This is a genomic window from Antarcticibacterium sp. 1MA-6-2 (genome assembly GCF_021535135.1).
Taxonomy (GTDB): Bacteria; Bacteroidota; Bacteroidia; order Flavobacteriales; family Flavobacteriaceae; genus Gillisia.
In genome coordinates this window covers 3,545,731-3,566,637 of sequence record NZ_CP091036.1, presented here as the reverse complement: position 1 = coordinate 3,566,637, position 20,907 = coordinate 3,545,731, and the positions used below count along the sequence as shown (strand labels likewise).

General features: G+C 38.5%; 18 protein-coding genes and 1 pseudogene. 2 read left to right on the top strand and 17 right to left on the bottom strand.

Features of this window, described 5'->3' with window-relative positions:
• Positions 1 to 2 precede the first annotated feature (2 nt).
• The 8 genes from LZ575_RS22855 to LZ575_RS22830 form a co-directional block, all read right to left on the bottom strand.
• Entirely contained in the window at positions 3 to 1,325 is a 1,323-nt protein-coding gene (locus tag LZ575_RS22855; RefSeq protein ID WP_255702682.1) for a SusC/RagA family TonB-linked outer membrane protein, read from the bottom strand.
• Positions 1,318 to 3,180, bottom strand: a complete 1,863-nt coding sequence (locus tag LZ575_RS22850) for a SusC/RagA family TonB-linked outer membrane protein (protein WP_255702681.1) — start codon at positions 3,178 to 3,180, stop codon at positions 1,318 to 1,320. Before LZ575_RS22850 ends, LZ575_RS22855 begins: the two co-directional genes overlap by 8 nt.
• Positions 3,181 to 3,669: 489 nt before the next feature.
• Positions 3,670 to 4,773 (bottom strand): hypothetical protein, encoded by a 1,104-nt coding sequence (locus tag LZ575_RS18125; protein ID WP_235326259.1) that lies wholly within the window; start codon positions 4,771 to 4,773, stop codon positions 3,670 to 3,672.
• 766 nt (positions 4,774 to 5,539) lie between these two features.
• Positions 5,540 to 6,022 carry a PepSY domain-containing protein gene (locus LZ575_RS22845; RefSeq protein WP_255702680.1) on the bottom strand — a complete coding sequence of 161 codons (483 nt, stop codon included), beginning with the start codon at positions 6,020 to 6,022 and terminating at the stop codon, positions 5,540 to 5,542.
• 16 nt (positions 6,023 to 6,038) lie between these two features.
• Entirely contained in the window at positions 6,039 to 6,680 is a 642-nt protein-coding gene (locus LZ575_RS22840; protein WP_255702679.1) for a PepSY domain-containing protein, read from the bottom strand.
• A gap of 51 nt (positions 6,681 to 6,731) precedes the next feature.
• Complete coding sequence (locus LZ575_RS18115; protein WP_235326257.1) at positions 6,732 to 9,209, bottom strand: TonB-dependent receptor; 2,478 nt, start codon at positions 9,207 to 9,209, stop codon at positions 6,732 to 6,734.
• A gap of 171 nt (positions 9,210 to 9,380) precedes the next feature.
• Positions 9,381 to 10,151: a PepSY domain-containing protein gene (locus LZ575_RS22835; RefSeq protein WP_255702678.1), complete on the bottom strand. Its 771-nt coding sequence runs from the start codon at positions 10,149 to 10,151 to the stop codon at positions 9,381 to 9,383.
• A 26-nt stretch (positions 10,152 to 10,177) separates the two neighbouring features.
• Positions 10,178 to 10,567 carry a PepSY domain-containing protein gene (locus LZ575_RS22830; protein WP_255702677.1) on the bottom strand — a complete coding sequence of 130 codons (390 nt, stop codon included), beginning with the start codon at positions 10,565 to 10,567 and terminating at the stop codon, positions 10,178 to 10,180.
• Positions 10,568 to 11,073: 506 nt separating this feature from the next.
• On the opposite strand from LZ575_RS22830, the gene LZ575_RS18105 reads away from it, so the two are divergent.
• Both LZ575_RS18105 and LZ575_RS18100 read left to right on the top strand, forming a co-directional pair.
• Positions 11,074 to 11,520: a hypothetical protein gene (locus tag LZ575_RS18105; protein ID WP_235326255.1), complete on the top strand. Its 447-nt coding sequence runs from the start codon at positions 11,074 to 11,076 to the stop codon at positions 11,518 to 11,520.
• A 330-nt stretch (positions 11,521 to 11,850) separates the two neighbouring features.
• Entirely contained in the window at positions 11,851 to 12,027 is a 177-nt protein-coding gene (locus tag LZ575_RS18100) for a histone H1 (protein WP_235326253.1), read from the top strand.
• 141 nt (positions 12,028 to 12,168) lie between these two features.
• Here the strand turns inward: LZ575_RS18100 and LZ575_RS18095 are convergent, their stop codons facing one another.
• The 9 genes and pseudogenes from LZ575_RS18095 to LZ575_RS22810 all read right to left on the bottom strand — a co-directional run bounded on the left by LZ575_RS18095 (position 12,169) and on the right by LZ575_RS22810 (position 20,879).
• On the bottom strand, positions 12,169 to 12,819 hold the full coding sequence (locus LZ575_RS18095; RefSeq protein WP_255702676.1) for an aldo/keto reductase: 651 nt from the start codon (positions 12,817 to 12,819) through the stop codon (positions 12,169 to 12,171).
• A 1-nt stretch (position 12,820) separates the two neighbouring features.
• Positions 12,821 to 13,156: an aldo/keto reductase gene (locus tag LZ575_RS22825; RefSeq protein ID WP_255702675.1), complete on the bottom strand. Its 336-nt coding sequence runs from the start codon at positions 13,154 to 13,156 to the stop codon at positions 12,821 to 12,823.
• 216 nt (positions 13,157 to 13,372) lie between these two features.
• Positions 13,373 to 14,326, bottom strand: coding sequence for a hypothetical protein (locus tag LZ575_RS18090; protein WP_235326251.1), 954 nt, complete (start codon positions 14,324 to 14,326; stop codon positions 13,373 to 13,375).
• Between the two features lie 16 nt (positions 14,327 to 14,342).
• The gene (locus LZ575_RS22820; protein WP_255702674.1) at positions 14,343 to 15,095 is read right to left on the bottom strand and encodes a glycosyl hydrolase 115 family protein; all 753 of its coding nucleotides are present in this window, start codon (positions 15,093 to 15,095) and stop codon (positions 14,343 to 14,345) included.
• Between the two features lie 28 nt (positions 15,096 to 15,123).
• Complete coding sequence (locus LZ575_RS22815; protein WP_255702673.1) at positions 15,124 to 16,230, bottom strand: glycosyl hydrolase 115 family protein; 1,107 nt, start codon at positions 16,228 to 16,230, stop codon at positions 15,124 to 15,126.
• A 13-nt stretch (positions 16,231 to 16,243) separates the two neighbouring features.
• Entirely contained in the window at positions 16,244 to 17,395 is a 1,152-nt protein-coding gene (locus tag LZ575_RS18080; protein WP_235326249.1) for an endo-1,4-beta-xylanase, read from the bottom strand.
• 5 nt (positions 17,396 to 17,400) lie between these two features.
• A pseudogene (uxuA, locus tag LZ575_RS18075) lies at positions 17,401 to 18,566 on the bottom strand (mannonate dehydratase).
• A gap of 10 nt (positions 18,567 to 18,576) precedes the next feature.
• Positions 18,577 to 19,320, bottom strand: coding sequence for an SDR family NAD(P)-dependent oxidoreductase (locus tag LZ575_RS18070; protein ID WP_235326247.1), 744 nt, complete (start codon positions 19,318 to 19,320; stop codon positions 18,577 to 18,579).
• A gap of 8 nt (positions 19,321 to 19,328) precedes the next feature.
• The gene (locus LZ575_RS22810) at positions 19,329 to 20,879 is read right to left on the bottom strand and encodes an alpha-glucuronidase (protein WP_255702971.1); all 1,551 of its coding nucleotides are present in this window, start codon (positions 20,877 to 20,879) and stop codon (positions 19,329 to 19,331) included.
• Between the last annotated feature and the right edge of the window lie 28 nt (positions 20,880 to 20,907).

The window sequence follows — 20,907 nt, the reverse complement described above, 5'->3', positions numbered from 1 at the left end:
TTTTAAAATTGGAAGGTTCCTCCCACTGCTACAACAGAAACATTTGGATAACGACTACCATTATTAGTATTCAATTCCGGATCCCATATTTTAAAGTCGCTAATCGTGAAAATGTTAGTAGCTCTCGCATAGATCCGGAAATTATTAATTCCCACTTTCTCTGTTAATTCTACAGGAAGAGTGTATCCTAATTCCGCAGTTTTAAGTCTTAAAAAATCGATATCCCTTAGCCACCAGGTACTGTTTTGTCTGTTATTATTTGATCCGGCACTGGACGATCCAAAAGACAATCTAGGTGAAGTAGCATAAGGATCATTATTCTCTGGTGTCCATCTATCTAAGCTGGCCTCATAAAAAGTACCTTCTCCTCCATCCCCAAGAAAGGGTTGTATTCCGGCGCCACCAATAAAACGATCTGAAAAGTTTTGCCCCTGAAAAAATGCGCTAAAATCAAAACCTTTGATTTGTGCAGTTATTCCAAAACCATAAGTTAATGCAGGCACATCCCCATCTCCCAGAACTTTTCTATCAAAAGCGTCAATTTGACCATCTTCATTCAGATCCTGATACTTGATATCACCTGGCTGGATTTGTCCAAATTGAGTTGGAAAACCATCATCTGGGGTTATAAATCCGTCCCCATCAATGTCATCTTCTAAGGTAAATAATCTTTCAGCAACATATCCCACATTGGCTATCAATCCCGTCCCTCTACGATCTAACCAGGGAAATGGCTGAACAGGCACTCCATTCTCAATAATCTTATTCTTATTATAAGAGAAAGTACCTCTAAAACCAAGTTTTAATTCCTGTGCGATTATAGTATTGTAATCTATTGTTCCGTCAAATCCTTTATTATCAATGACCCCAAGGTTTCCGAATGGATCAGAATTCAAACCAATGTAATTGGGGATATCACTTCTTCTAAGAAATGCTCCTTCTGTTCGTTCTGTAAACAAATCAACAATAATTCTTAAATCATTATTAAAAGCATTTACTTCTATACCTAAATCACGTTTCCTGGATTCGGCCCAACGAACGTCTACTCCTGTAAACGTTTCTGCTATACCACCTATACCGTTACCACCATTAGAGCCGTAAGTATAACCATCAGCTCCCTCAACCCGGCTTAAATAAGAGAATCTTCCAGCTCCAGAATCTGATCCCACAAGACCATCGGAATATCTAATTTTTAGGTAATCAATTGTACCGCTTAGAGGTTCAAAAAACTTTTCGTTGGAAATTACCCAACCAGCTGCTACAGAAGGGAAAAAACCATAACGGTTATTGGGCGCGAAGTTTTCTGATCCATTGTAACTAAGCATTTACTTCGAAGAAATATCTATCGTCGTAAGCATAAGTAGCACGACCTGCAAGACCTTGATTTCTAAAAGGAATAGCATCTGTGAAATTTCCGGCAAACGCATTTACATAATCTGTTCTATTGGCGAGTAACAATCCACTAACAGCATGCTTTCCAAACGCTCTATCGTAGTTAAGGGACATCTGCAAATAAAATCTTCTATTCCCTCCATTATTATTAGAATAACCAAGAAATTCACTACCAGATGTATATGTTTCATTTAACACATATTGACCATCTTCTGTAATAGGAAAATCCTGATCAACAAAATAAGTACTTTGTCTTTTAGATCTAATTAAATTTTGCGCACTATAGGTATCAAATGCGAACAAACCATTTAAAGATAATCCCTCTGTTAGGAAAGATAGCTCCTGACCAATATTAAGGTTCGTATTTAACTGGTTCTTTGTAAGAGTTCTGTACCCTCTCAATGCAACATCGGCATAAGGATTTCTTAATCCTCCATTTGCACTTTTCCCCGGTACAAAACCTCCTGGATATAAAACAGGATATTCTACAGGTGGTACCTCCAGAGCTGCACCAAATATACCATTCACATCAACATTGTTGGCATCACCACCTGTTGCTCCCGGATAAGTACCTTCTGAGAGGTAACCCTGTATTCCCACATTAATTTTGGTAGTTTTGGTAATATCAATAGTGAGATTAGAAGTGAAATTGTAACGTTTAAAGCGGGTACCGGAATCATAATCCTCTAACCCGTCTGTTACAAACAATCCTGTTTCATCATAGTAACCCAATGAAACATAATACTGTGCGTCCTGAGCACCACCATTAACGTTAAGCAAAGCCTGCCTATTCCGTCCATAATCTTTAAAAAGTTCGTCCAACCAGTCTACATTAGGATATAGGATTGGATTTACACCAGATTCTGTAAGATCAATATACTCCTGGGAATACTTGGGTACTTCGCCACGGGTTGTCAAAGCCTCATTGGCAAGATTCATATATTGAACCCCATCAACAATTTTAGGCACTTGTGTGAAATATGTTAAACCTTCGTAATAATCTAATGTAACGCTCGGTTTGCCTTCTTTACCTCTTTTTGTTTCAATTAAGATTACTCCATTTGCACCACGCACTCCATATACAGCGGTTGCAGAAGCATCTTTTAAAATTGAAAATGAAGCAATATCTCTGGGATTAATATTATCCAGAGAACGCTCAACTCCATCTACCAAAATTAGAGGCCCTGAATTTCCGAATGTAGAAATTCCTCGTATCCATAAATCGGCTCCATCAAAACCTGGCAAACCATCTCTTTGAACCCCTGTCACACCAGCTATACGTCCGGCTAACATTGTTCCTAAATTTGCAATCAGCAATTCAAGTTCTTCAGCCTTAATAGTAGAGGTAGCTCCAACAACGCTAATTTTCTTTTGTCTTCCATAACCCACGAGAACCACCTCATCTAAAGACTGCGCATCATTGGCCATTTGGACATCGATGTTTGACTCTCCATTTACAGGTATCTCTGCGGTCTTTAGACCAACATAACTAAAAACCAGAATTGCATTTGCATTTCTTACTTTAATAGAATAATTCCCATCGAAGTCTGTTAGAACACCATTTGTGGTGTTTAATTCCTGAACATTCACACTTGGCAGAGGCATGCCATTACTATCTGTGACTGTACCGCTAACAGTAATTGAACCATCATCCTGCTGAAAGGCGAAGGTAGGTTGAGCTACCGAGCCAAGAAAAATTAGAAATAGACCCAGCAGAGACATTTTGCCTTTTCTCATTTTTGAACAGGTTTTTTTCCTGAAAAATTTAGTAGTAGTTGTTTCTTTCATTAATGTTAATTTTTTGGTCAGTTTAACACCAGTTTAATACTAGCTAATATACTAAATCGTTTTAGTTATAAAAATTTTGTTCGACTTTTTTTACTAATTATATAATAATCCTCATGCTTTAATGATATAATAGCAGTCTCATGGCTTATTAACAGTGGAAAAATGTGTTTTTTTTGAAATTAATAATTATTGTAAAAAACAAACTGTTTGTTACATTAACCGGAGATTTTAACGAATTTCCTGATAAACTTAAAATTACTAAATGGTCAAAAAAGAGAAGCTCCTCCAAAAATGGAGAAGCTTCCTGCTGATAATTTTAGCTACTTATTAATTTCTTTAAAATGAGCGTTAAAAAAAAGTAAAGGATTCTATAATTTGCGAAAAGGAGCTACAAAGAAGATGTTATTTAAACCAATACCCAAAACATTAAGACGCCATTTAAAATTGCCTTAGAAAAGGGCCTCTTCTTGTATAGAACATTAATATTTCCTAATTACACCCTAATATACTTGCTTTTTGCTGTTGAGTGATGAGACCCTCCTTGACAAGATTATTAGCAACTGTTGTAATGGCATTTCGTCTTAGCCCTTCAGTGAGATAAGAACCTCCTTCAACTTGATCAAATAAATCAGACATCCATACCCCGCATTCCAATGTCTCTAAATTCGGCACTCCCGAATTACAGGCTCCTAGGTGTACTGTTGCCTCAAGGTTAGAATTAAGATACCCATCATTTAAAACATCTTCCTCATAATCTACACAGCCATCGGCGTCATTATCTTCACATAATCCAAAAGCAATGTTGTCAACACCCACCCAGGCATCATTATGGGAGGATGACAAGACTATTTGAGAAATGGTTTCTTTCCCCGTAGTTCCCCAAAATAAACCCGAAAAAGAAGCTTTCACAATTTCTTGTACCAAACCTGTAGAAAATGTCACTTCAATAGTTACTTCTTGTGAAGCTTCTGGTATAGGAACTGGAGTAGGTTCAGTACCGTCTGTTCCAGCTTCCATTGCATATGGAAAACTTAAAATTTCAAGACTCACACTTTGCACATTAGGAACAAATCTTATTACAAGTTCATCACCCGCGGTTTGAGCATAGATGACTTTCGAATAAGAAGATCGCACCTTCTGACCGTAAAGTCCAATAATGGATTCCTTTCCACTATCGGGATTTAGAGAAGAAATCTCAACACCTACTTCTATTTCATTTGGCTGAAATTTTCCCACCCAGGATAGAGAATTTAAGGGTCCATAAAAAATTCCGGCATCATCCGGGGCTATACGACCATCTTCAAAACCCTCCACCGTTAAATTATTACAGAAAGTATTAAAAAATACTGCACCTTTATCTAAAGAAGAGTTTTCAGCATGGGATTTGTTTAAGTTTGCTGATTTCGCCTCAACTTTCTGAACTTTATTAATATAAGCTTCAAGGTCAACACCCGAATGAACAAAATCGTAAAGATTTTTTGGCTTCTGCTTCTCTGTTAGTTCCATTTCAGGTGATTCAATAGATTCTTTTTCACAGCCTACTGTTAGGGCTAAAAATAAGATTAATGCAGAACATAATTTAATTGATTTCATAATAAGAGAATTAAGGTTTATACGTACAAGTGGTTTGATAAATTTTTTCCATTAGAGAGCATTGCAGCGATAAAACATACCACTACTTCAAAAAAATGTGGGGAGAAAATTGTACCAGGAGTTAGGGAGACTTGAATACGAAATAAATCTATTTAAAAAAGAAACTCCTCAAAAAAGATTTAGATGAAATACCTGCTTATTTGTCAAGATGCATTGGTTAGAATAAAACTTACAGAATTTCTTACATTATTGGCAATCAATATAATATGCTTCCTCAGATGAAATTGCAAATGGATAGTAAGTGCTAACCTATACTGCTAAATTAAGGCTGAAAAAATTGAGAACCTTGTATTATTGCATAAGCTGGAGTAAAGCAAACACAATAAAAAAGAATGGGAAAACGCTTAGATAAAAAAACAAAAAAGCCTCTTTCCAATCAAATGGAAAAAAGCTTCTCATTGGTGCAACACTAATTAAAAATCAGTATTTCAACCACACTCCCGAAAAGTCGGGAACAACACAACTTCTTATATAACAAAAGAGTCAGAAAAAACTCTTTTGCTCCCAAACCAGTTAAGATTTAGATTCAATAATTTATCAGGAACCAATTTTAGTTTCATCCTGAAGGAATAGCTAAGGACAAAGATATAGAATTTCATTTGCTGAAGAAAAAAATGATTCTTTAATTCTGCTGCTTTTGGAAGAAATTACCTGTTAAGGTACCCTCTCCGGGAATTGAATTAAAAGCCAAAAAAATAATTTCAATTTAATTTAGTTCATTCAATCTCCTTCTCCCTGATTTATTTCTCCTTCCCCACCATACTACAAATCCCGTAACCGGAAGAGTGGCGACAAACAAGCTACCTACAAAAGCTAATATTTTTCCTGTTAAGCCCAAATATTGCCCGGTATGCAAACCATAGCTCATCTCCTGTAGCTGCAGTCCAAAACTCTTATCTTCATATAAATGTTTAACCAGAAGTCCCCCAGTTTGCGGATGAAAATAAAAATTAGACTGATGATCAAATTCCAATGCATCCGGATAAGAACCTGAAACAATGGGAGCATCGTGGCCCTGCTCCCAAACAAAAGACATATTGCTTCCGGGTTGCATTTCCAGGGTGTGAATAAAGGCCAAATCTATAGCCGGAGTCGTTGTAGGAGAAGCTGTGGGAGCAATTATTGGTGAGGGCTCATCCTCGGGGTAATGCTTTCCAAGATTTCCTATCGTATAAAAACTTTCGTGCATCCACTCGTAAGAAAAACTAAGACTGGGTGATTGCAAGAAACATTGCAAATATTGAGAGATAAACTCCTGTAGATTTGTGCAGATCATAATTTTTGCGCCGCCACCTTGCGTCCCATTTCACCTTTAAATTCTTCCTAAAACTCTTTTTCTGCTTTGGCCACCATAAAATAATTCCGGTAAAGAGCATTACAATGAAAATAAGAGTTGAGACTCCGACTACCTGTTTTCCTATTTTTTCAGGCAATAAAAGGTGCATATGAAGATCCTGAATAATAGTAAAAAAATCATTATTTAAATTTTGAATTTTCAGAAGATCACCAGTATAGGGATTAAAGTAAATATTATGTGGTACTTCATTCAGAATAGTAAAAATATGCCCTGGCCTTTCCCTGTCCTGGTAAATTACCATACTTACATCTGCATCAGGAAATCGTTTTTTTACCTTTTGCTGAATGACAGAGGGAAGAACAAACGCAGACTCCTGAGACGGAATTTTACGCCAATCCTGGGTTATATCCTTGATCTCATCGTGAAACACAAAAATACATCCGGTCACAGCTACTATAAAAACGATAATTCCGGAAGCTAAACCCAGCCAGAGATGTAATTTCCCTGCCCATTTTTTTAATTTACTGTATTTTCTCTTTTCACTTTTCATATAAAAACCGCCTGACGCAAAGATCATCAGGCGGTATGGCCTCAAAATTATTTAAAAGTTATAGGTAAAGCTTGCTGCAAAATTTCGTGGGGTTTGGGGATTTATTGTTGACCACCCATTGTAATATTCTTTATTCGCAAGATTATTAAGCTTCAGATTTACAGAGAACTTTTTCACGGAATAAAAGAGAGCTGCATTTAGCACTGTATAAGAAGGTAAGGTGAAAACGCCACCTAATTGCCTGTTAAAGATCATGTTTTCACTGGCATAGTTTCCGCCGAAACCAATTCCCAAACCTTGCATATTACCAGAAGTAAGCCTGTAACTGGCCCATATATTCGCCATATCTTCGGGTCCTGCCGATTCTGGTCTTCTTCCGAGGAAATCTGTTTGGTCAGATTCCGTAAGTTTACTGTCGTTGTGACTGTAACCAGCAATGATATCAAAACCTTCAAAAGGAGTAGCTGTAATACTGGCTTCAAATCCGCGGCTATACTGTTCCCCGTCCTGCACAAAATAAAATGGCCTTCCGGTTTCTTCCATAACTATATTGGAAACCTGAATATCGTAATAACTGAAAGTGGCCGAAACTTTATTCTGCACCAGGTTTAATTTTGTTCCCACTTCCAACTGTCTTGCTCTTTCAGGATCAAATGTTACCGTTGTTGTTACTCCCTGAGCAGGATCTCCCTGTTGAGCTGCTACATTACTAAATCCATCCATATAGTTTGCAAAAAGGGATACCCTGTCAAGTAGTGGCTGATATACTATTCCAAATTTTGGAGAAAGAGCTGTCTGGCTGTTGTTCTCACTTTCGAACTGATCTATACGCAGACTGGCCATAGCTGATAATGCAGGCGTAAAATTGATAACATTAGAAATGTAAGCGCTATAGACATCTTCTTTGGTTGAATTGTTATTAAGTTCTGTTCCTGCAAGTAAATTGTCTGAAGCTGCTCTCGACAATCTGCCGCTGTCATTACTATAAATATATTGTGAAGGATCATAAATGCCAAAGACACTTTCATTTATATTCTCAATACTGGCATTTCCTATATATACGTCACCATTTTTTACATATCCTGAACCGTTATCTATAACCTTACGGTTAAAATAATCCAGCCCTATCACTACCCGGTTTCTCATATTGCCCAATTGAAAATCTCCAATAAAATTCTGTTGAATATCGGTTGAAAGGGTTGAGGAATTCTGCTTATTCATATATCTGGTGAACACTAATCCTTCATCCAGATTAGTTATCTCTCCCGGTACCTCTTCCCTCCCCTGTAAATATTGAGTAGTTTCATATAAATAAGAATAATAACCTAAAGACCGGGAAGCACCTCTTGAGAATACTGTTTGCGAAGTCCAGCCATTCCCCATTTTGTAGTTCATTTGTCCCTGTAAGCTAAAATTGGGATTTCTAAGAGTGAGGTCGTTGCTGGTATAGGAACGGTTAGGATCATAACCCAACTCCTCAATATTAGTTGCTCTTAACGGCGCCCCACGATCCACAAAAAGCATAGTAGGATTAGTAGTTTCGCCTTCAAAAATTTCTGTATTAATGAAGAATGATAGCCTGTTATTCACTTTATAAGATAGAGCAGGTGCTATAAAGAAAGATTCCCGGAAACCCAGATCCTGGAAGCTGTTCTGCCTGTGATAAGCAGTATTTACTCGTAAGGCAACCTTCCCTGCTTCATCCAATGGTGTATTTACATCGGCAGTAACCCGATTAAGTCCAAAACTTCCCATAGTGTAAGAGACGTTTCCTCCAAAGTATTCATAAGGTTTTTTCGTTGCAATGTTTATAAGTCCGCCATAAGAGATAAGACTACTGCCATAAAGGGTTCCTGAAGGTCCTTTAATAACTTCAATTCTATCAATATTAGCAGGATCGGGGCTACCGTTTGTAAGGCCGGGTAAGCCATTTACCAGAGTAGGTTGTACAGGAAAACCTCTTAAGGAAAAATATCCTGCTCCATCATTTCCGCGTCCTGTTGACTCCCATAATTTAGAAATTCCGGGAGCATTTTTTATAGCATCATCAAAGGAAGTAACAACCTGCTCTTCCAGTAATTCAGCTGTAATATTGTTATAAACCTGTGGATTTTCAATATCCTTTAGAGGAAGTTTAGCTACAAATTCACTCTTCCCCCGGGTAAAATTATTAATGTTTCCATTAGCCCGTACAACTACCTCTCCAAGATTTTCATTGTTAGGATTAAGAACAATTGCAGGCAGGGAAATGGTTTTGCCGGGAGTAACTGCAACTGCCACTTCTTTCGTCTGGTAACCTACATATGATACTGTGAGTTGATATGCACCTTCCGGAATGCCATATAAATTAAACCTTCCATCTCTGGTAGTTTCAGTACCTATTGTGGTACCCTTAATATTAATATTTACATCCGCGAGCGGTTCTCCGGTGGTTGTAATAATGGTTCCTGTTAAATTTCCATTTGATTGACTAAAGCCAATAGTCGTGGCCAGTGTAAATAAGCATAAGAAGAAAAGCTTCCTGATCATAATGAGGATATAATTTATTTAGATTAAATATAAATAGAGCTGCAAATGTAGAATAGAAGAACAAAATAAAAAAGCTTATTTATAATTATTATAAATAAAAAAGCAGACGCAATGTGTTAATTTAAGTGTATCAGCGATTTATGGGAAAATTGACTTAATACTACTATGAAGTTATGCAGTAGCCAGTTTTCTTTTCTTCACGGGCCGGGCTGAAGCTTTGGATTTGCTCTTAAAGTTTCGGCCATACCAGATTATAAAACCAGTTACAGGTAAACTGGCGCAAATAAGACTTGCAAAAAATGCCAGTATTTTTCCCGGTAGTCCTCCTATAGCTCCTACGTGGATGTCATAGTTCATACGCATCACCTTCTCTGAAAATCCTGCTTCTTCGTAAGCACCGTAGATGGTTGGTGAAGCTACTTCCTCAAGGGTATTTTGATCATAGAAGCGATAATCAGCATTATAATATACACCTTCTGTATAACCCACTTCTACGTAAATACTTTCTGAACTCGTATAAGGATAATGAAATTCCAGATCTTTTGCCTGTGGGTATTTTTCCTTAAGCTGAAAATAGAGCCTGTCCATTGGTGCAGTTTCAGCATATTCGGTAACAGAACCGGAAGGATTCTCCGGCACTCTCCACAACACCTCCTTTTCACCACCCAAAGTTTTATAGGTTACTCCATTGAACCACTCAAAGGCCATAATAAGACCTGTGAACACAATAATGACTGCCAAAAAGCTTATGTAAAACCCCGCCACGGAATGAAGATCATAATTTTTTCTCTTCCACTTTGTAGAATTCTTCCAGTCGAAAGAGAAGCGTTGTTTCCTGCTTTTTTTATTTTTAGGCCACCACAGGACAATTCCCGTGATAAGCATAATAGCAAAAATTACTGTACTCCACGCCACGATTTGTTCTCCTATTGGTTTTGGCAACCAAAGATATCGATGACCTCCAAGAACTATAGGAAAAAAGCAGTAAGGTTGTTCTCTACCTTCATCACTTCTCCTGTGTACGGTTGTAAATAAACTGTACGATAAAATTCAGGTTCAGGTTCGTAAAAAATTACTTTTACTGGATCAGTCTCTTCTTCGTAAAGGGTACCGTGAACATGTTTATCAGGATAAATGCTTTTTGCTATACTTTTGGCTTCAGTGGGCAAAATGACTGCTGTATCCTGGCTTTGAACTTCCGGCAGATCATAAGTGAGAGCAGTAATTTCTTCCTGAAATGCCCACAAACATCCGGTAATAGCGACAATAAAAATAACAAGACCGCTGGCCAAGCCCAGGTATAAATGTGCCTGTCTAACAAATTTCTTAATTGTATACCCTGATTTGCTTTTGCTCATTCCGCTTATATTTAGACTAATTCTAAATAAAATGCTAAAGTAAACTGCCGTATCTATATACGCAAAAAAATATTCAGAATTTTTTTCGGGAGATATTAAAAATTTTTTCTAAAAATATTTTATTCACTGTTATTCAACCTATTAAAGATCTTCTTCCCATTAATTGCACCTCTAAGACAGTATTCACATTACAGGGTTTGAGGTTGTGGCTTTCGGGAAAATATCTCTAACCTGCACAATTAAACACAGACTTTCCCCAGGCCGATGAGCAAAAAGCGCATGAATCCTCTCTTGCAAACTGGACTAGAGACACAGAATTTTGTCCCGGTAGAACCTGAAAACCTTTATTCCTATTTTTACAGTTGCTAATTATAAATCCGGATTTTTAGCTATTTTGGTTCCGCAATAAAAGACCTCAATTCTCTATAATGACAAAATTTCAAACTCTTGCTCTCTTATTTTTTTGTTCAACTTTGCTAAATGGATGTTCCTCTGATGATGACTGCATGAAAACCGTTATTGTCCAATATGAACACACTGTAAATGGGCCTTTGGGATCTGTTCATTTTCCGGAAAAAACACAGGACATTCCTTGTGATGCTCCGTCACCTGAGGTAGAAGAGATACAGGAAATTGCTGCCATGGAAAATTTTTCTTACGAGGTAATATCCTTTGTATTCACTCCAGATACAGGTAATAATACGAGCAGGTTACAATTTGAAATAGAACTTCAAAATCAAAATAATTATCCAGTTCAGGGCGTACCTGTTTTGACGTTAATTACAGATGGACTTGAAACTTCAGCCAGCTATTCCCGATATACCACATCCCCTTGCTATGAAATTGGCGCTAATTCCACCTGTACCCTGATATATGACATGGAATCTTCACTAGATATTGCTCTTATTGAGAAGGTAGAATTAGTATCTGTTCAATATGTTCTTAGTAATTGATATTCTATTAATCAATTATTTACAATCAAGACCTTATTCCTTGTAGTGGTGAGGTCACTATTTAACCAACCTGTCACTTTGTAAAACAAAATTTTTTTAAAAAATTAATTCAATTTTAATTTATAAAGCACTAGAATTAGTTATAACCATTCATTCTTTATTTACGGGAATCAAGTATTAACTCTACTCATTGTATTTTTCCATACCTGAGGCAGAGAAGCTATTAAATCTGGCCTTTAAAGAAGATCCAGAAACATAATAAACTCTAAATTTTAAGGCAGACCAATTATATTCTGCTATTTTAGCCTACTTAACTTTAAAACCCAAATCATGAAAAAAATTGTTGAAAATATCCAGACAACCTTTGAATCTTTCCAAACAGAAGCTACTGCTCAATTAGAAGATGGCAACAAAAGCGCAGGAACCCGGGCAAGAAAATCTTCTTTGGAATTAGAAAAGTTGCTAAAAGAGTTTCGTAAAGTATCTATTGCCGAATCAAAGAAGTAAGAAGCTTTCTAAACATAAATGCCCCCAAAAAGTTTGAGCTTATTGGGGGCTTTCTTTTTTAATTGAAAAATTTAGAGATATAGCTTCTCTATTTATTAAGAGCATAAGTCTAAAACTGTGCCTTTAGAAATCTACTTCTTCCTACCATTTCTGGTGAACTTCTTCCTTTAAAAAATTTACATAGATTTCATTCATCTCCTGCACTTTTTTGTTGCTAAGCTCAGGCAAATCATAGATAGATAAATTAGAGAGCAATTGCTCTTCTTTGGATGCACCGGGAATAGTACAGCTTACTTCAGGATATTTTAAAATCCACTGTAAAGCAATAGGAGCTAAGTTTTGAACTTCAGGAAATAATTTTTTAAGCTCCTCTACAGCTCTCAAACCATGATCAAAATCAAGACCTGAAAAGGTTTCCCCTTTATCAAAAGCTTCCCCATTGCGATTAAAATTACGATGATCTTCTTTATCAAAGCTCGCATTCGTATCGAACTTCCCGGTCAATAAACCGCTGGCAAGAGGAACACGCGCAATAATTCCAATATTCTTCTCTCTTGCCTGCTGAAAGAAAAGTTCTGACGGTCGTTGCCTGAAAAGATTGAAAATAATTTGAACAGTATCTACAATATCATATTCAATTGCTTTCAAAGCCTCTTCCACTTTTTCAACACTTACCCCAAATTTGTCAATCTTTCCCTGCTGTTGAAGGCGGTCAAAAGTTTCAAAAATTTCAGGTAGGTAATAAACATCGGTTGGAGGACAATGAAGCTGGATAAGATCCAGTCTCTCCAAACTAAGTATTTTTCAAACTGTCTTCTACAAATTTGGTTAGAATCTGTGGTGTATAGCCTTCAGTCTCATGAGGAGATATTTTACGTCCACATTTGGTAGCAACATAAATTTTCTCTGATCTCGACTTAACCACTCTTCCAACTGCAGCCTCACTTAATCCGTTTTCATAAACATCTGCAGTATCTATAAAATTAATTCCCTTGTCTATTGCAGTATGTATGGTTTTTTCAGCAATTTTATCGCTAAAACCTGATCCCCATTTTCCTCCAATTTGCCAGGTGCCAAGTGAGATTTCTGAAATTTCGAATCCTGTCTTTCCTAATTTTCTATAATTCATTTTTTATTTCTCTTTATACAATTTAATAGTTGTGGTCCCAGAATAAGATCTATACTTACAAAGTTTAATTCTTTGAATTTAATAAGTCTTGCAGGATTTCAAAAGTAAAAGAAGTACAGTAACCCTAAATCATACTAAACTTCTCGAAGTACCTCTCCACATTTTCCATTGATTCCAAGATCAGGATTGTCAAATAAGTTTAAGATCTGATTTTTTCTATTTCACTTTCGCACTTTCCGGGGGGCCTAAATAGGAATTTTTCTTTTCTCCGGTTATAATAACTATTTTTTGAAGCACAATACCCGTTTCTATTGCCCATACCTTTAGGGTGTGATTTCCTGGGTTGAAATTAACTGTAACACTTACTTTTGTAACATTATTCGCTACTGAAGTATCCCAATTATCCTTAGTTTGCCCTTGCATATTAATTACCTGAGGCGCTCCGTCATCAACAGAATAAGCAAACTCCAGCCCCCCCTGATTTCTGAAATCAATTGTGGGGGATAAATAAAACTCCACCTCAGCCTTTCCCTGAGTAAAGCTGTAAAAATCATACGCCAGGTAAGGATTATCTTTAGATACTTCCTGTTGGGTAGGCTCATGAGGAAAAGAAGTCATTGCAGCGCCTGTTCTTCCAAGATTTGGAATAAGTTGCCATCCTTTTCCATCTACCTGTACGTTTTCTGAAAAATTATCAGCTTCCATCGATATAAACCCATTGCTTTCTACAAAACCCTGAATTTTCCCTTTATTAAAATTTTGAACGGGAACTTTAATTGTAACTTGCTTATAGGTTCCATTGACCTGAAAAGAACAGGTACTACTTCCTTTTGGCGCTTTCCCCCAATTCACCTGCACCTTAAGTCTCTTTTGATCCTCTATAGTACCCTTTTCTTCGGAAAGTTCTAACCAGGATGGTTTTTTCTGAATATGATGCTCAAAAGGCTTCTGCCCCTTATTAAAAATTTCTATGTAAAACTCCTGATCGTTAAATGGATCAAACGCGGGAAGAGTTGTGGTAGAACCATTCCCCGTAACCACGCTTTCCAAACCCTGGACTCCTACTCCCATTTCAGCATTTTCCTGAAGCGGAATCTCGCCAACCTCCGGCATGTTATTCTGGTCTGGCTGTTGCCAGTAAGTATAACCAATGTGAGTTTGAGACATCATGTGATTCCATTTTCCGCTAAGCTAATTCAGTGTGGTACTGGTTGGTAAGTTCCGCGTCCTTTTCAAAAAGTTCTTTCGTTTTCGCGGCATATATATTTGCTGCGGCTCTCCCCTGCGCTGCATACAATTTATTCTTTGCTGCAGATACATACAACTCATTAAGGTTCGCAGATGCCTTTACCGGGAACAGGACCAGTTGGAAATAGGCGTCTCTATATTTTTTCTGAATCTGTCTATAGATCGCTTCAGCTTTTTCTACCAGCTCGTTATACTCTTTTACAACTCTCTCAGCTTCATTAAAATTAGAAAGGCTGTACGTCCCGGGACTAATCAATTCGGGTTTTCTACGGCTGTTATACTTCGTATATGTTAAAAGAATATCTGCTATTTCTTTAGAAAATTCTTTACCTAATTGCCGGGCAGCCCAGTTTTGAGTATATTCTTTCAGGTCTCCTGCTCCTATTTTTTCAGGATCCCAGGCAAAATCCAGGAAGAAACTTGTGGGATATTCCATAGGTTTAATATCTCCCACATTTACTATCCACAGCTTGTCTGCTCCAAATTTATATGCCAGGTTCATTTGCTCCCAAACTCTGGAAATTTGAGTGGTGTTGAGCCATTTATAATTTCTTGGACCTCCTACATAATCAAAATGATAGTATATACCATACCCACCTTTCCGGGAAGCTTCCTCAGGATTTGGTAGCTTTCGAATATTTCCCCAGTTATCATCTGCCAAAAGCAAAGTTACATCATCGGGAACCCGCATTCCCTGGTCATAATAATCCTGTACTTCTTTATATAATGCCCAAACCTGAGGAGTCTCCTCTGCTCAGCTTTCCGGTTACTTCCGAAATAATTTGCCGCTGGTCATTAACTATTTTTTCGAGTAATTCAATGGCAGTGCCTTCACTCATAGGTTCATCGCCATCACCACGCATGCCTACAGTCACCACACTTTCGTAGTCTCCCATTCTTTCAATTCCACCTCTCCAGAATTCCTGAAGATTTTTTGGATTTGTATTATAATTCCAATCCCCTTCACCAAATCGCCGCCACTCGTCGTGTGCCCGCATTAGAGGCTCATGGTGAGAAGTCCCAATAACTACTCCGTACTCATTTGCGAGTTCAGGATTGCGGGGATCATCATCGTAAAAAGCTCTTCCCCACATGGTTAGCCACAGGTAATTTCCCTGCATGCGCAGTATCAATTCAAAAACATGTTCGTAAAATTTACTGTTGAAACCACCGAAGTTTTCTGTTGCCCACCCCGCGAGTGCCGGAGCTTCGTCATTAATAAATATCCCCCGGTATTTTACTTTTGGAGTACCTTTTGTATGTAACCCTGGCTGGACATAAAGAACATCAGATTTATTTGGGGGAACATCTGCCCAGTAGTACCAGGGGGAGACTCCAATTTCTCTGGAAACGTCATACATCCCAAAAATAGTACCCCGTTTATCACTACCCACGATCACAAACGCTTGTTTCACTCCAGGAAATGGATTTTCTACTACCTGAATAGCAAAAGTTTCCCATTTTCCTTCTATTTCTGATACACCGATCTTCCTGGTTTTTACAAGCTCATCAATTAATTTGCTTTTCCCCAGTGTTCCAACAATAATAAGCATCCCTGTAGATACCTCAGCAACTGTTTTAAGTTCGGGTAGCTTCCCGGTTACCCTTTCAATATCTTTTTGAAGATCTTCAGCTACACGATGAACCCCTTTAAAATCATCCTGATCAATGTAAATAGCTGCAGTTCCATTTACAGAGACCAGCGGGAAATATCCTGTTTCTTCAGAAGTAGTAATGTAAGATTCCTGTGCATAAAGCCCGGAGTTCATTCCTAAAACCGACAGGAACATAAAAAGGATTATCGTGTATTTAAATTGGGCTGTCATCCTGTTATTTTAACTATTCTTCTTCGACATTTTCTTCATTCCCGAAATTTATGACTTCATAATACACCTTCTTTCGCTGCATATTCTCATCAAACAAAAGCGGATAATTTTTTCTGCCTTCCACTGGATAATGATCCAGCCAGGAATATTGATCGGACAAGTTCCAGAAGGTCACTCCCGTCAACCCATCTTTGTAATCCCTAAAAACTTCAAAAAACATTTTATACGCCTCTACCTGACGCTGTTCAAGCTCGGGAGTAAAGTCATCATTATCCTCAACTGTTAATTCCCGTTGTTCCTTTTCCCAGGGGTATAGTGAAACATCCAGTTCCGTGATCTGTACATACAGCCCTAAAGAGGAATACATTTCCATAGCTTTTCGCAGTTCCTCTTCAGAGGGTCCGTGAATAGACCAGTGGCCCTGAATTCCAACTCCGTCAATAGGTACATCATTATCAACCAGGTTCTTCAGCATTTTATAGATTCTATCTCTTTTTTCGGGAATAATGGCGTTATAGTCGTTATAAAAAATCCTGGCATCAGGATCAGCTGCACGTGCATATTCAAAAGCTTTTGCAATAAAATCTTCTCCAATGATCTCCAGCCATTTTGATTTACGAAGCAACTCATCAGGATTGTCAGAGATTGCTTCGTTCACCACATCCCAGGCATAAATAATTCCTTTATAACGTCCCACTACAGAGTCTATATGAGTTTTCATCCTTTTCAGTAATTCTTCTCTGTCTACATCATTCCCATTTTCGTCTTCAAATATCCATCCCCCGGTTTGCTGGTGCCATACCAAAGCATGTCCCCGCATTTTGAGACCATTATCTTCTGCAAAAGCAGCAATCTTATCAGCATCCTCCCAAAAGAATCTATCTTTTTCAGGATGAATGGGTCCCATTTTCATCACATTTTCAGGAGTAATGCTGTTAAATTCAGCCATAATAAGTTCGGCAGATTTTCCTTCAACAGTTCGCGGTGCAACTGCTACCCCCATGGGAAAATATTCTGAAAAATAATCTTTCAGTCCCTTTTCCTGCTGTTTCTCCTGAGCTATAGGATCCTGTTCATCTTTTTCCGATTGATTTTTACAAGCTGTGAAAAGCAAAATAGGCAGCAGTAGATAAGCAGATTTTTTAATAAGTTGCAATGGTTCCATATATTTCACTTCAGGTTTTCCAGTATTCCAAGTTCCAGTCCCCGCAATTCAGCCAGTCCTTTTAATCTTCCAATGAAGGAATAACCTAAGCATAGTATTTCTTATCATTTTCCAGGGAGTGCAGGTAACCATGATCGGGCCGCATTGGTAGGCTTTTTTGTTTTTCCTGCTGTAATTTTAAAATTTTCTTCATTACTTCAGCCATTGGAACGTCACCGTCGAGATGGTCTGATTCCATAAAGACGCCTGAAGCTTCCTTCCTCACATTCCGCAGATGCAAAAAATGAATTCTGTCACTGAATTTGTCGAAGATCTCCAGTAGATCGTTTTCGGGGTTTGCTCCCAAAGAGCCTGTACAATAGCAAAGTCCATTTGCCGTTATATCAACATTCTGAAAAATGTATTCCAGATCCTTCTGCTTACTCACCACCCGTGGCAATCCCAGTACTGAAAAAGGTGGATCATCGGGATGGATTGCCAGTTGCACCCCATTTTCGGCCGCTACAGGAGCAACTTCTGAAAGGAAAGAAACTAAATTCTCCCGCAATTTTTCGTCATTAATGTGTTGATATGTTTCCAGCTGCTCTTTTATAATTTCCGGGGTAAAATTTTCTTTACTCCCGGGAAGGCCCAACAGTATATTTTTAAATAGCTGCTCTTTTTCTTCTGAAGATAGTTTTTCCCCCAACTCTTTTGCCTGGGCAATTGCCTCCGGGGAATAATCATTCTCTACGTTTTTCCTCTTAAGTAAAAAAAGGTCAAAAAAAGCGAAGGTAACGGGGTCATATCGCAATACAGTAGCTCCCTCCTTATTCTCAAAATGGTGCTCTGTGCGCACCCAATCAAGGATAGGCATAAAATTATATGCCACTACATTAATCCCGGATTTTCCAATGTTTTGGAGGCTTAACTTGTAATTGGCAATGTACTCTTCATAATTTCCGGCTCTTTTTTTTATATCCTCATGCACCTAAGCAGGCTCTCGATCACACTCCAGTTTAAACCGGAATCTTCTATTTCTTTTTTCCTCTCCAAAATTGCCTTTTCAGTCCAGACTTCCCCAACGGGAATTTCATGCAGGGCAGTAACAATACCAGTGATGCTTAGCTTGTTTTAATTCCTTTAGCGTGAGCACGTCGTTAGGACCGTACCACCGCATGGTTTGAGTCATTTTGTACATCTTAAAAACCTATTGAGTTTCCACCATCAACCCGTAGTACAGTACCAGTGGTGAATTTTGATTCTGAAGTTGCGAAGTAGTAAACTGCATCTGCCACATCTGATGGTTCCCCTAACCTGCCCATAGGTGTTCTGGACAGCACCTTATTCTTACGTTCAGGATCATTATCCAGCGCTTTACTGGACATATTCGTTTTAATAAATCCAGGGGCGACAGCGTTTACCCTAATTCCAAATTGAGCAAGATCTACAGCCATGGCACGGGTCATCCCGTCTATTGCCGTTTTACTGGCCGAGTAAGCAATTACTTTTGGAATCCCATATTGAGCAGCCATAGAACTGATGTTAATAATACTCCCCGAATTATTTTTCTTCATCACTTTGGCGACTTCCCTGCTTATAGCAAAAAGTGCCAGTACATTAGTATGAAGTATAGATTGGAATTCTTCATTGGTGACTTCAAGAAACTCCTTTTTCATATTGATCCCGGCATTGTTCACCAGGATATCAATTTTTCCCGCTTCCTCCGTCACATTTGCGACTGCTGCTTGTATTTCATCAAGATTGTTGAGATCGAGGATAAAAGGTTGAGCATTGGGTCCAAGCTCTTCACAAGCTTCCAATGTCTTCTCCTTATTTCTGCCATTTACAAAAGTTTTAATTCCGTTGTCACAGAATTTCTTTGCGGTTGCAAAGCCCAGACCAGCATTGGCGCCAGTAACTATTGCTGTTAAGTTATTATTCATATTTGTTTTTAATGCCAGGAAGGACTAATGCCAGGGGCATAAGGAAATTCCAGCGATTGATAATATTCTAGATCGTGTTCAGGTTCAGGAATGAAATCGGGTAACTCCATGCCCGAAAACTGCTGAAAGTACAGAAGTACTGCATTACGCCACCATTTCGCTTCTTTTAATTGAATTTGCAGCAGCATTTGAGTCTTTTCAAAGCTTTGGTCATCCACATACTCCTTCATGGAATTCCAGGTCTTCACCATCTCCTCTACATCTTCCACACCCTCCTGGTATTTTGCTGCCATATTATACCACAAGGTATTACCGTTTCCCATTTGGTAATCCCAGGGCAGGTGATGGAACCAAAGCAGGTATTTTTCCGGAGTGGTTTCAACGGAATTATATTTTTCCACAATAGGAGCAGCATACTGTGAAAGTGCTTTACTCCCCGTAGCCGTGCGATCAAAACCTACTCCCAAAGAGTCTGCCCTGTGATAATAAACAGGATTCCATTCAGGACGACCTAAATTGTCAATCCAGGGGCCGGGGCCGTAATGATGCCCCGTATCCATTATATGGTGAAGCCCCAACGGGGTCATATAATTTACCACTGCTTCCCGGGAAGCCATCATCATCTCGCTAACCTCCTCCACAAATTTTTCTTCATTAGAAAAGGTCATTTGTAACCATTCTTTCGCAATCTCTTCAGAATCCAGATAAGGATCCCAGGCAAGTCGACCGAAACCATACCAGTTAGCTTGCCCAAAAGGATGGCCTGTCCAGTTTTTTGCAGTTCCAATATTGGCAACTCCCGCAATTCCCGTTAATTTTTTATTTGACAAGGTCCCGTCAACCACTTTCGACACGGTTGATCCTTCTCCATTTACAAAAGTATCTTCATCCAGAACCTCTTTAAACATGGCAGGTAAATACACCAGGTGGGAACTAAACCCAAGATATTCCTGGGTAATTTGAAATTCCATCATAAGAGGAGTATCTGGCATTGCACCAAACATAGGATGAAAAGGCTCCCGTGGCTGAAAATCTATTGGCCCGTTTTTGACCTGTACCAGCACATTGTCGTGAAACTTTCCATCAAAAGGAACAAATTCGGAATAAGCCTGTTTAGCCCTGTCTTCAGGATCGTGTTGAGAATATACGAATGCACGCCACATCACGATCCCATTGTGAGGGGCAACAGCTTCAGCCAGCATATTGGCTCCATCAACATGAGATCTGCCATAGTTATTAGGACCGGGTTGACCTTCAGAATTTGCTTTTACCAGGAATCCGCCAAAATCAGGTATTTCAGCATAAATTTCCTCTGCTTTCTTTTTCCACCATTTCCTTACTTCCGGGTCCAGAGGGTCGGCAGTTTCAAGATCTCCCGACTCAATAGGCGAAGAAAAGCGAGCAGTTAAGTAGACTTTAATACCGTAGGGCCTGAATACCCCGGCCAGGGCTTTCACTTTTTCGATATAATGAGGCGTGAGAATTAGGGAATTGGCATTGACGTTTGTTAGTACTGTCCCGTTAATTCCAATGGATGCATTAGCCCGGGCATAGTCAATATATTCCGGTTTAATAAGATCAGGCAGG

Excerpts from the sequence above, each read along its gene's own strand:
- LZ575_RS22855 (WP_255702682.1), bottom strand. The coding sequence starts at position 1,325 with ATGCTTAGTTACAATGGATCAGAAAACTTCGCGCCCAATAACCGTTAT.
- LZ575_RS22850 (WP_255702681.1), bottom strand. The coding sequence starts at position 3,180 with ATGAAAGAAACAACTACTACTAAATTTTTCAGGAAAAAAACCTGTTCA.
- LZ575_RS18125 (WP_235326259.1), bottom strand. The coding sequence starts at position 4,773 with ATGAAATCAATTAAATTATGTTCTGCATTAATCTTATTTTTAGCCCTA.
- LZ575_RS22845 (WP_255702680.1), bottom strand. The coding sequence starts at position 6,022 with ATGCACGAAAGTTTTTATACGATAGGAAATCTTGGAAAGCATTACCCC.
- LZ575_RS22840 (WP_255702679.1), bottom strand. The coding sequence starts at position 6,680 with ATGAAAAGTGAAAAGAGAAAATACAGTAAATTAAAAAAATGGGCAGGG.
- LZ575_RS18115 (WP_235326257.1), bottom strand. The coding sequence starts at position 9,209 with ATGATCAGGAAGCTTTTCTTCTTATGCTTATTTACACTGGCCACGACT.
- LZ575_RS22830 (WP_255702677.1), bottom strand. The coding sequence starts at position 10,567 with ATGAGCAAAAGCAAATCAGGGTATACAATTAAGAAATTTGTTAGACAG.
- LZ575_RS18105 (WP_235326255.1), top strand. The coding sequence starts at position 11,074 with ATGAAAACCGTTATTGTCCAATATGAACACACTGTAAATGGGCCTTTG.
- LZ575_RS18100 (WP_235326253.1), top strand. The coding sequence starts at position 11,851 with ATGAAAAAAATTGTTGAAAATATCCAGACAACCTTTGAATCTTTCCAA.
- LZ575_RS22825 (WP_255702675.1), bottom strand. The coding sequence starts at position 13,156 with ATGAATTATAGAAAATTAGGAAAGACAGGATTCGAAATTTCAGAAATC.
- LZ575_RS18090 (WP_235326251.1), bottom strand. The coding sequence starts at position 14,326 with ATGATGTCTCAAACTCACATTGGTTATACTTACTGGCAACAGCCAGAC.
- LZ575_RS22820 (WP_255702674.1), bottom strand. The coding sequence starts at position 15,095 with ATGCGGGTTCCCGATGATGTAACTTTGCTTTTGGCAGATGATAACTGG.
- LZ575_RS22815 (WP_255702673.1), bottom strand. The coding sequence starts at position 16,230 with ATGACAGCCCAATTTAAATACACGATAATCCTTTTTATGTTCCTGTCG.
- LZ575_RS18080 (WP_235326249.1), bottom strand. The coding sequence starts at position 17,395 with ATGGAACCATTGCAACTTATTAAAAAATCTGCTTATCTACTGCTGCCT.
- LZ575_RS18070 (WP_235326247.1), bottom strand. The coding sequence starts at position 19,320 with ATGAATAATAACTTAACAGCAATAGTTACTGGCGCCAATGCTGGTCTG.